This window comes from Streptomyces capparidis (assembly GCF_054782095.1).
This window is the reverse complement of record NZ_BAAGTD010000036.1, coordinates 83,672-93,998: the sequence shown is the minus strand read 5'-3', so window position 1 is coordinate 93,998 and position 10,327 is coordinate 83,672. Positions and strand designations below refer to the sequence as shown.

Here is a 10,327-nt window from a genome sequence, read left to right as displayed (position 1 = left end):
GGCGGCACCGGGCCGCCCGCCGCCCCGCCGCGCCCCCGCGGCGCGCTGCGCCGCCTGCTGCCCGCGCTGTGGGTGCACCGCGGCACCGCCGCGCGCACCGCCGCCGCCTGCCTGGCCGACCAGGCGCTGCTCGTGGTGCTCGCCACCTGGCTGGCGCACACCGCCGGGCGGGCCGTCGCCGAGGGCGCCGCCCCCGGCCCCGGCACCGTCGCCGCGCTGTCCGCGCTGGTGCTGGCCAGGGCGGTGGCGACATGGCGGCAGATGGACCTCTCGCACGACCTGGCGTACCGGGTGCTGGCCGAGCTGCGCCTGCGGGTGTTCGACGGCCTGGCGCGCAGCGCCCCGGCCAGGATCGCCGGGCGCCGCAGCGGCGACCTGGCGGCGACCGCGATGACCGACATCGAGGCGCTGGAGTTCTTCTACGCCCACACCACCGCGCAGTTGCTCGCCTCGGCCGTGGTGTTTGCCGGCGGCACCGCGTTCCTGGGGTTGCTCGACCCGTGGCTGGCGGCGGCGGTGCTGCCCGCCGCGGCGGCGCTCGCCGCCCAGCCGCTGCTCGGCGGCGCGGGCCGCACCGCGCGCGGCGAGCGCACCCGCCGGGCCGCGGCACGGCTGTCCGCGGACGCGGTGGACACCGTGGACGGCGTGCGGGAGCTGCTGGCGCACGGGGCGCTGGGGCGCCGCCGGGCCCAGTTGGCGGAGCGGGGCCGGGAGCTGGCGCGGGCGCAGCGGTCCGAAGCCGCCCACGACGGGGCGTTCGCCGCCGTCCAGGACGCCCTGGTGGTGGCGGCGCTGCTCGGCGTGGTGGCCGCGACCGGGGCGGCCACCGCGGCGGGACGGCTGCACGGCGCCTGGACCCCGGCCGCGCTGGCCCTCGCCCTGTCGGTGCTGGCCCCCGTGGCCGCGTGCGCCGACGCGCTGCGCCAGGCCGCCGCGCTGCGGGCGAGCGCCGCCCGGGTGCACGCCGCGGTGACGGCTCCGGCGGGGGCGCCCCCGCCCGCGCGGCCCCGGCCGGTCCCGAACGGGCCGCTGGGGGTGCGGCTGCGCCGGGTGCACCTGGACTACGGCGGGGCGCCGGTGTTGCGCGGCGTGGACCTCACCGTCCCGGCGGGCCGCACCGTGGCGCTGGTGGGCGCGTCGGGGGCGGGCAAGAGCAGCGTCGCGCACCTGCTGGCCCGGTTCTGGGACCCGGTGTCGGGCGCGGTGGAGCTGCTGCCGCGGGACGGCGCGCCGGTGGACCTGCGGGACGTGGCCGACGCCGATCTGCGCTCGGCCGTCGCCCTGGTCGGGCAGGACGCGGCGCTGTTCCACGGCACGCTGCGGGAGAACCTGCGGGCGGCGGCGCCCGGCGCGGACGAGGCGCTGCTGGAGCGGGTGGTGCGCCAGTGCGGTGTGGACCGGGTGGCCGCCGCCCTGCCGGACGGCCTGGACAGCCTGGTCGGGGAGCGCGGCGCCACCCTCTCCGGCGGGCAGCGGGCGCGGGTGGCGCTGGCCAGGGCGCTGCTGGCCGAGCCGCGGGTGCTGGTGCTCGACGAGGCCACCGCCCATGTGGACACCGTCGGCGACGCCGAGCTGTCCGCCGCGCTGGCCGCCGCGGGCGAGGGCCGCACCACGGTGGTCATCGCCCACCGGCCCGCCACGATCCGCCGCGCCCACCACGTCGCGGTGCTCGAGGACGGGCGGCTCGTGGAGGAGGGCACGTGGGAGGAGCTGGTGCGGCGGGAGGACGGCGCGCTGACCCGCGTCCTCGGCGCCCGGCGGCGGTGACGGCGGCGGGGCCGGGGCGGCCGGGTCCGGCCGCCCCGTCGGGCGGGCGTCAGGCGGGCTTGCGGGCCACCCCGGCGTACATCGCGATGTCGGAGTCCCGCACGCCCTCGGTCCGCTCGTCCGGGCGCCAGTGGTGCACCAGCGCCACCCCCGGGTCGATCAGCTCCAGGCCCTCGAAGAACCGTTCGGTCTCGGCGCGGTTCCTGATCCGGAGCGGGATGCCGCGCCGGTTGTACTCCTGCCCGACCGCCTCGACCTGCGCCGGGTTGGTGTCGCCCGTGAAGATCGACAGCGCCAGGAAGCTGCCCGGGGCCAGCTCCCGCATCAGCCGGTCCACGATGCCCCGCGGGTCGTCCTCGTCCAGCACGAAGTGCAGGATCGCGACCAGGGACAGGGCGACCGGCTCGGTCAGGTCCAGGGTGTCGCGCAGTTGCGGCGCGCCCAGGATCGAGTCGGGGTCGCGCACGTCCGCGTCGATGTAGGCGGTCCTCCCCTCGGGGGTGCTGCTCATCAGGGCGCGGGCGTGGACCAGCACGATCGGGTCGTTGTCCACGTACACCACACGCGAGGAGGCGGCGGCCTGCTGGGCGACCTCGTGCAGGTTCGGCGGCGTGGGGATGCCGGTGCCGATGTCGAGGAACTGGCGGACGCCGTGCTCCAGGGCCAGGGTGCGCACCATCCGGTGCATGAAGAAGCGGGTCTGCCGCATGGACGTGGGCAGCCCCGGCCAGGCCCGCACCGACGCCTCGGCGGCCTCGCGGTCGGGGGCGTAGTTCGTCTTGCCGCCGAGAATGTAGTCGTACACACGTGCCGAGTGCGGCACGTGCGTGCGCAGGTCCACCGGCGGCTGCTCCGCCTCCGGCCCCGGCCGCATCCAGCTCTCCGCCACCGCGCGCTCCCCTCGCCGAAGGAGGGCGTTGCCTCCCTGTGGTGCTCTGGCCTCCTCACATGCTAGCGGTGCGTTCGGGCCGATGAACTCGCGGTCGGCCGGGCGGACCTGATCGGATGTCGGCCGACGCCGTGGGCCGCCCGGCGAGGGCCGGGCGGCGCGGACCCGGGCGGCGCGGTGCCGGGGAGCGCCCCGCCCCTGCTCCGGTCGGTCGGCGCACGATGGCGTGACGCGGGGCCGCCGCGGTTTCGGCGGGCGCGGCAGCGGATACCTCGCCGCAGCCGCCCGCGTACGCCCCGAGGTGACCATGCGCCTGCTGCTCGTCCGTCCCAGCGTCCTGACGTACTCGGAGGTCTTCGCGCGCCTCGAACCGCTCGGCCTGGCGCGGGTGGCCGCCGCCGCCGGGGCCGCCGGGCACCGGGTGCGCGTCGTCGATCTCCAGGTCGAGTCCAGGGACGGGTTCGCGCGTGAGCTGTCCTCCTTCGCGCCCGACGCGGTCGGCGTCTCGCTGAACAACCTCGCCGAGGTGCCCGCGGGCATCGGCATCGCCAGGCAGGTCAGGCGGACCCTGCCGCGCGCTTTCGTCTTCTTCGGCGGGCACGGCGTCTCCTTCGTGGCCGAGCGGGTGCTCCAGCAGGCCGAGGGCGCCGTGGACGCGGTGGTGCGGGGCGAGGGCGAGCCCGCGGTGGGGCCGCTGCTGGACGCGGTGCGGGACGGCGGCGCGGCGGGGGTGCCCGGGGTGGTCACCGCGGACGGCGCCGGGCCCCCGCCCCGGATGCCGCACGGCATCGACGAGCCGCGCCCGGCCCGGGACCTGCTCAGGCACCGGCGCCGGTACTTCGTCGGGGAGCTGGACCCGTGCGCGTCGGTGGAGTTCACCCGCGGCTGCCCGTGGGACTGCTCGTTCTGCTCCGCGTGGACGTTCTACGGCCACACCTACCGCGGGATGTCGGCTCCGGCGGCGGCCGAGGAGCTCGCCCGGGTCCGCGAGCCGAACGTGTTCCTCGTGGACGACGTGGCGTTCCTGCGCCCCGAGCACGGGGACGCGATCGCGGCCGAGGTGGAGCGGCGCCGCGTCCGCAGGCGCTACCACCTCCAGACCCGCGGCGACGTGCTGCTGCGCAACCCGGAGGTGTTCGAGCGGTGGTCGCGCCTCGGGCTGCGGCACATGTTCCTCGGCGTGGACGCGCTCGACGCCGAGGGCCTGGACAGGTTCCGCAGGCGGACCACCCCGGACGACAACTTCCACGCCCTGGAGGCGGCCAGGCGCCTGGGCATCAGGGCCACCGTCGACCTGGTCGTGGACCCGGCGTGGGACGCCGGGCGTTTCCGGGCGGTGCGGGAGTTCGCGCGGGCGATCCCGGAGGCCGTGCACCTGACGGTGATGACGCCGTACCCCGGCACGGAGAGCTGGCACACCGAGGCACGGCGGCTGACCACCCGCGACTACCGGCTGTTCGACACGCAGCACGCGGTGCTGCCCACGCGACTGCCGCTGGAGGAGTTCTACCAGGAGCTGGCGCGCATCCAGGCGGTGGCCGTCCGCAAGCACCTGGGCCCGCGCACGGCCCCGCGGGTGCTGGGGGTGCTCGGCGGGAACCTGCTGCGCGGCCGGACGAACTCCGTCCGCGCGCTGTGGCGCTCCGGCCGGGTGTGCGACCCCGGGCGGCGGCTCGCCGACCACCGCCGCCCCGTCCCCTACGAGCTGCCGCTCCCGCCCCAGGTGGACGCGGGCGACCGGCGGGCCCTGTACGTGCACGGGCCCGCGCCGGCGCCCGGCGGCGACGCGGCGGCGCCCGCCGGGCCGGGGCCGGGGTAGGCGGGCGACCGGCGGGTGCGGCCGGTGCCGCGCGGGGCGGGGCGGGAGGCCGCGCGGAGCCGTCCGCGGGGCGCCTTCCGGGCCGCTGTCGCACCCGGCGGGACCGGCCCCGCCGGGTGCCGGGTGTCCGGTGACCGCGTGGAGGACGAGATGGCCGACGCCGATGGCCTTCCCGGGGCCCGCCCACCCCGCCCCGGCCGCGGGGGCCCCGGGGGCGGCGGGCGGCGGCGGGGCGGGCGGCGGCCGTCCGCCGCGCGACTGCACCGGGCGCGGGGGCTGCCGCTGACCTGGCACCGGTCCAGGCCGGGGCGGCTGTGGCGGCACGGCCGCGAGCTGGAGCTGCTGCACCGCTCGATGGGGTTCTCCGCGCTGGGCCTGGTCACGCTGATGCCGCTGCTGATCGTGGTGGCGGCGGTGGCGCCGCTGCAACCGCGCGGCTTCGCCGAGTGGCTGGTGCACGGCATGGGCCTGGCGGGCGGCCCCGCGGACACCGTCCGGCACCTGTTCTCCCCGCCCCGCCGGGTGCTGAGCACCACCAGCGCCCTCGGTGTCGCCGCGCTGGTCCTGTTCGGACTGTCGTTCGCGGCGAGCGTGCAGACCGGTTACGAGAAGGTGTGGGGGCTGCCCGCGGGGCCGTGGCACAAGGTGTGGCGGCAGGCGGTGTGGCTGACCGTGCTGACCGCCTGCCTGTTCGGGACGGCGCAGAGCGGGGCGGTGCTGCGGCACGGCTGGGCGCAGCCGGCCGCCCGTGCCCTGCTGACGCTGCTGACGGGACTGCTGTTCTTCTGGTGGGGCCAGCGCTTCCTGCTGGGCGGGCGGGTGCCGTGGCGAGCGCTGCTGCCGGGGGCGGCGGCCACGGTGCTGGGCCTGGTGGGGCTGCGGGTGTTCTCGTCGCTGGTGTTCGCGCCGCTGATCGTCTCCAACGCCGTCGCCTACGGCGTGGTGGGCACCGTCCTGGTGGTGCAGTCGTGGCTGATCGGCGCCGGGTTCGTGGTCTTCGGCGGGGCCATGCTGGGGCGCCATGCGCACGAGCGGCACGCGCACCCCCCGCGCCGCCCCGCGCCGCCCGCGGCCTCCGGTGGTGGGGTTGCGCCGAAAGGGTGACGATGGGAGCAGGCGGGGTCCGGTGGCCGCCGCGGCGGACCGTGCGCCCCTCGTCAGGCGGCGACGGGGCCCCGAGGCGCATGATGCCCGGACGGAGGACGCCCATGCTGGAAGTGAAGACCATCGACAAACCCGACGAGCGACGCGACTTCCCCCTGGGCCACCTGGAAGCCCTGCACCTGACCGGGCTGGACTTCGCGGTGGCCACCTTCGAGCCCGGCTGGCAGTGGTCGAAGTCGGTGGGCCCGATCGCCGGGACCTCCAGTTGCGAGATCCACCACAACGGCTACGTGGTGAGCGGGCGGCTGCGGGTCCGCATGGACAACGGCCAGGAGAGCGAGGTCGGGCCGGGCGACGTGTTCGTCTGCCCGCCCGGTCACGACGCCTGGGTCGTCGGCGACGAGCCGTGCGTGGTGTACGACTTCGCCGGCGGCATGGCGGCGGAGTACGCGCGGGCCAGGGACCGCTGACAGACGACGCCCGACGCCGCCCCGCGGCCGCGGGGACGGCGGCGACGAAGGGTCTGCTGATGACGTTCATCCAGGTCATCGAGTACGAGACCACCCGAGAGGAGCAGATGCGGCAGGTCTTCGACGAGTGGATGCAGGCGACGGAGGGCAAGCGCACCGTCACCCGCGAGTGCCACACCAGGGACCGGGACGCCCCCGGCCACTACGTGGACATCGTCGAGTTCCCCTCGTACGAGAAGGCGATGGAGAACAACGACCTGCCGGAGACGCGGCGCATCGCGGAACGCTTCCGCGAGCTGTGCGAGAGCGAACCGCGGTTCGTCAACCTGGAGGTGCTGGACGAGGAGAAGTAGCCACCACACCGCACCGAGCACACACCGAGCACACCGCGCCCGGCCGGCGACCCCGAGGTCACCGGCCGGGCGCGCCCCGTTCCCGTTCCCTCGCCGCCTCCCGCCCAGGCGGCTCGCCGGCGCGGCTCCGCCGCGACCCGGTGGGCGGGCCCCGCGGCGGCGCACCCGGACCGCTGTATTCCCCAACTAACCGGCGAATCAGAGAAGTTGGCTGATTTCCGGTGACGGCGGTCTTCCGTACCGGCCCGAAGGGTGTTTAACCTTTCAACTAGAGAGACGGCTGTACATCCCTGCGTCACATGACAACCAGTGTGACTGGTCTGGACCGCAGCGAACGGGCCACCGCGATGGCGCACCGCCGTGCCCGCCGCGCTCCTTCCAGGCCGCTCTGGGCCCAGCCCCGCCCCCGTGCCCGCACCCGAGCGGGGTCCCGTCGCACGGCTGTGCGCGCACCGCCAGGAATACCGGACGCCCGGAAGGGAGGAGGTACCCCGGCGCCGCCCCGCTTCACCGCGGGCGCCGTCCCCCCACCAGCCGAAACGCCCGCCCGCGCCCACCGCGGCCACGGCAGCGCCGCGGTCCCGCCGCGCGCCGCCGCGACCCGCCCGCGGGCCACGCCCGGCCGTCTCCCCGCGCCGCCGCTGACCCCACCCCTCCACGCCGTCTCTCCGTTTCGCCCCCCCACCCGCCTCTCCACGCCGCCTTCTCACCTCGTCTCCGACCCCTCCACGCCGTCTCTCCCGCTCTCCCGCCCGCACGAGCCGGTCGCGCCGACCGGCCGGTGCCCCCTGCCCGGGAACCGCCCGGCCGGCCCGGGGCGCGGCCGGACCTCCCGCACGGCTCCACCCGATCCGTCCAGCGAGTCCGGAGGAACCCCTCGATGCATCCAGAACCGCTCCAGCTCCTCGACCCCGCCACCGCCCCGGGCGCGGGCGGCCGCCCCTGGCCCGCCGCGCCCGCGGCATGGCCCGAGCCGCCGGACTGGCGCACCGCTCCGCTGCGGCACCTGCCGGAGCGGGACCGGCGGCTGTTCCAGTTGTTCGGGCGGGGCCCGGCCAGGGTCGTGCCGTACGACTGCGTGCACCACGCGTTCGAACGGCACGCCGCCGCGCGCCCCCTGGCCGTCGCCGCCGAGCACGGGGGCGCCGCCATCACCTACGGCGAGCTGAACCGGCGGGCCGACCGCCTGGCCGCGCACCTGGCGGGGCTCGGGGTCGGCCCCGGCGACAACGTGGCGCTGTTCGCCAAGCGCTCCATCCCCCTGCTGGTGGGGATCCTCGGCATCCTCAAGGCGGGCGCCGCCTACGTGCCGCAGGACGTGGGCGTGGCGCCCGCGGCGCAACTGGCGCACATCGTGCGCGCCTGCTCGGCCCGGGTGGTGCTGACGCTGTCCGCCACGCTGGACCGGGTTCCGGTGCCCGAGGGCGGCGTCCGCCTGGCGATCGAGGAGCTGACCGAGGAGCCGGGCCCGCGCCCCGCCGCGCCGGTGCCGCCGCGGGCCCCCCGGCCCGGCGACGGCTGCTACGTGCTGTTCACGTCCGGCACCACCGGCCGCCCCAACGGAGTGACGGTCACCCACCGCAACGTCTGCAACATCCTGCTCACCGAGCCCGGCAGTCTCGGCATGCGGCCGGGGTGGCGGGTGGCGCAGATCCTCAACATCGCCTTCGACATGGCCGCCTGGGAGATCCTCGGCGCGCTGGCGCACGGCGCGACCCTGGTGATCAGGGAGGACGACATCGCCGCCGCCGTGGCCCGCGCCGACGTGGTGATCGCCACGCCCACCGTCCTCGGCTCGCTGCCCGCGCGGGAGTGCTCCGGGGTGCGGGTCGCCGCCGTCGCCGGGGAGCCGTGCCCGCGGGCCCTGGCCGACGAGTGGGCCGCGTTCTGCTCCTTCCACAACGGCTGCGGCCCCACCGAGACCACGATCGTCAACACGCTGCACCGGCACGACCCCGGCGGCCCGCTCACCATCGGGCGGCCCACGCCCAACAACACCGTCTACGTCCTGGACGAGCGGCTGCGCCCGGTGCCGATGGGCGAGACCGGCGAGATGTGGGCCGGGGGCGACGGGGTCTCGGCGGGCTACCTCGGCGACGAGGAGCTCACCGGGCAGCGGTACCTGCCCGACCCGTTCCTCGGCGGCGGGCGGCTGATGTTCCGCACCCGGGACCTGGGGCGCTGGACGCCGGACGGCGAGCTGGAGCACCTGGGGCGCACCGACGACCAGGTGAAGGTGCGCGGCTTCCGGGTGGAGCTGGACTCGGTGTCCGCGGTGCTGGAGTCGGTGCCCGGCTGCACCCGGGCGGTGACGCTGAAGCTGGACAGCCGCACCCTGGTGTCGTTCGTCACCGGGGCGGGCGTCGAGCCGGGGGCGGCGCGGCAGGCGGTGGCGGCGGCGCTGCCGTACTACTGCGTGCCCGAGGCCGTGCACGTTGTGGGAGCGCTTCCACTCACCAGCAGGGGCAAGGTGGACAAGGCCGCGCTGCTGCGCCTCGCCGGCGAGCGGGCGCGGGTCGGCGGGGGTGTCTCGTGACGACGGCCGCCCGCCCCCGCCCGCTGCCCCGGCCGGAGGACTCCGGCTCCACCGCGCCGACGCCCCCGGCGCCGCTGCCGCCGCTGCGCCGGGCCCTGAAGCACCCGCGCCTGATGCACTACAACCGGCTGATCGCCCTGGTCGTCGCGGTCAATGTGGCGGTGGCCGCCGCGGCGGCGCGCGGCGGGATGGCGACCGCGACATACGGGGACGCGGCGCTGGCCAACGTCTCCCTCGCGGTACTGATCCGGCAGAGCCATGTGATCAACCTGCTGTTCCGGCTGGCGACCTCCGCGCCGGTGACCTGGCCGCTGCGGGTGCGCTGGACGCTGGGCAAGGTCTACCACTTCGGAGGGCTGCACGTCGGCGGGGCGCTGGCCGCCACCGCGTGGTTCCTCGCGGGCCTGGTCGCGGCCGTCCGCGGCGGCGCGCCCGGTGACGTCCTCGCCGTGTCGTGGGCCCTGGCGGCGCTGCTGCTGGCGGTGGTGGCCACCGCCCTGCCGCCGTTCCGGGCGCGCTGCCACGACCACTTCGAGAAGGTGCACCGCTTCGGCGGCTGGACGGCGCTGGCGCTGCTGTGGGCCCACACCGTGCTCACCACCGTGCACGGGCGGGGCTCCACCGCGGCCGGGCCGGCCGTGGCGGGCTCGCCCCGGGTGTGGGTGCTGGCCGTGCTGACGTTCAGCGTGGCGCTGCCGTGGCTGCGGCTGCGCCGGGTGCCGGTGGCCGTGGAGCGGCCGTCCTCCCATGTGGCGCTGGTCCGGTTCGACCACGGCGTCACCCCGTTCGCCGGGTCGTCCACCGCGGTGAGCCGGTCGCCGCTGAGGGAGTGGCACTCCTTCGCCAACGTCCCCGAGCCCGGCAGGACCGGCTTCCGCCTGACGATCTCCCGCGCCGGCGACTGGACCGCGGACTTCATCGACGACCGGCCCTCCCACGTGTGGGTCAAGGGCGTCCCCACGGCGGGCGTCGCGAACATCGAGACGCTGTTCCGCCGGGTGGTGTACGTCGCCACCGGCAGCGGCATCGGGCCCTGCCTGCCGCACCTGCTGGCCCGCGAGGTCCCGTCCCGCCTGGTGTGGGCCACCCGCGACCCGCGCGCCACGTACGGGGACGCGCTGGTGGACGAGATCCTGGCGGTGCAGCCGGACGCCCTGATCTGGGACACCGGCCGGCAGGGCAAGCCGGACATGGTGGCGCTGGCCCACCGGGTGTGGGCCGAGTCCGGCGCGGAGGCCGTCATCTGCATCAGCAACAAGAAGCTCACTTGGCAGGTCGTGCACGGCATGGAGCGGTTGGGCATCCCCGCGTACGGGGCGATCTGGGACTCCTGACGGGCCGCCGGGACCGCCCCGCCCCTTCTGCCGGGCGGGGCGGTCCCGGCTGGGT

Annotated in this window: 8 protein-coding genes; 7 read left to right on the top strand and 1 reads right to left on the bottom strand. The window is 76.8% G+C overall.

Features of this window, described 5'->3' with window-relative positions; translation table 11 throughout:
- Positions 1-1,767 (top strand): ABC transporter ATP-binding protein (locus ACYVO2_RS25885; protein ID WP_461010393.1); only part of this gene is annotated, 1,767 nt, incomplete at its 5' end.
- 49 nt (positions 1,768-1,816) lie between these two features.
- On the opposite strand, the gene ACYVO2_RS25880 is transcribed toward ACYVO2_RS25885, so the two are convergent.
- The gene (locus tag ACYVO2_RS25880; protein WP_461010399.1) at positions 1,817-2,641 is read right to left on the bottom strand and encodes an SAM-dependent methyltransferase; all 825 of its coding nucleotides are present in this window, start codon (positions 2,639-2,641) and stop codon (positions 1,817-1,819) included.
- A gap of 322 nt (positions 2,642-2,963) precedes the next feature.
- Here ACYVO2_RS25880 and hpnR point away from each other — a divergent pair, with 322 nt between their 5' ends.
- From hpnR to ACYVO2_RS25850, 6 genes are all read left to right on the top strand, one after another.
- The gene (gene hpnR, locus ACYVO2_RS25875; RefSeq protein ID WP_461010392.1) at positions 2,964-4,475 is read left to right on the top strand and encodes a hopanoid C-3 methylase HpnR; all 1,512 of its coding nucleotides are present in this window, start codon (positions 2,964-2,966) and stop codon (positions 4,473-4,475) included.
- Positions 4,476-4,625: 150 nt separating this feature from the next.
- Entirely contained in the window at positions 4,626-5,579 is a 954-nt protein-coding gene (locus ACYVO2_RS25870) for a YhjD/YihY/BrkB family envelope integrity protein (protein WP_461010391.1), read from the top strand.
- Positions 5,580-5,683: 104 nt separating this feature from the next.
- Positions 5,684-6,049 (top strand): cupin domain-containing protein, encoded by a 366-nt coding sequence (locus ACYVO2_RS25865; protein WP_461010390.1) that lies wholly within the window; start codon positions 5,684-5,686, stop codon positions 6,047-6,049.
- 59 nt (positions 6,050-6,108) lie between these two features.
- A complete protein-coding gene (locus ACYVO2_RS25860; RefSeq protein WP_461010389.1) occupies positions 6,109-6,402 on the top strand; it encodes a hypothetical protein in 294 nt (97 codons plus the stop codon).
- Positions 6,403-7,282: 880 nt separating this feature from the next.
- Positions 7,283-8,938, top strand: coding sequence for an amino acid adenylation domain-containing protein (locus ACYVO2_RS25855; RefSeq protein WP_461010388.1), 1,656 nt, complete (start codon positions 7,283-7,285; stop codon positions 8,936-8,938).
- The gene (locus tag ACYVO2_RS25850; RefSeq protein WP_461010387.1) at positions 8,935-10,272 is read left to right on the top strand and encodes a ferredoxin reductase domain-containing protein; all 1,338 of its coding nucleotides are present in this window, start codon (positions 8,935-8,937) and stop codon (positions 10,270-10,272) included. Before ACYVO2_RS25855 ends, ACYVO2_RS25850 begins: the two co-directional genes overlap by 4 nt.
- Positions 10,273-10,327 lie beyond the last annotated feature (55 nt).

Bases quoted from the DNA above. Each gene is read 5' to 3' on its own strand.
- ACYVO2_RS25865 (WP_461010390.1), top strand. From the start codon at position 5,684: ATGCTGGAAGTGAAGACCATCGACAAACCCGACGAGCGACGCGACTTC.
- ACYVO2_RS25855 (WP_461010388.1), top strand. From the start codon at position 7,283: ATGCATCCAGAACCGCTCCAGCTCCTCGACCCCGCCACCGCCCCGGGC.
- ACYVO2_RS25860 (WP_461010389.1), top strand. From the start codon at position 6,109: ATGACGTTCATCCAGGTCATCGAGTACGAGACCACCCGAGAGGAGCAG.
- hpnR (WP_461010392.1), top strand. From the start codon at position 2,964: ATGCGCCTGCTGCTCGTCCGTCCCAGCGTCCTGACGTACTCGGAGGTC.
- ACYVO2_RS25870 (WP_461010391.1), top strand. From the start codon at position 4,626: ATGGCCGACGCCGATGGCCTTCCCGGGGCCCGCCCACCCCGCCCCGGC.
- ACYVO2_RS25880 (WP_461010399.1), bottom strand. From the start codon at position 2,641: ATGCGGCCGGGGCCGGAGGCGGAGCAGCCGCCGGTGGACCTGCGCACG.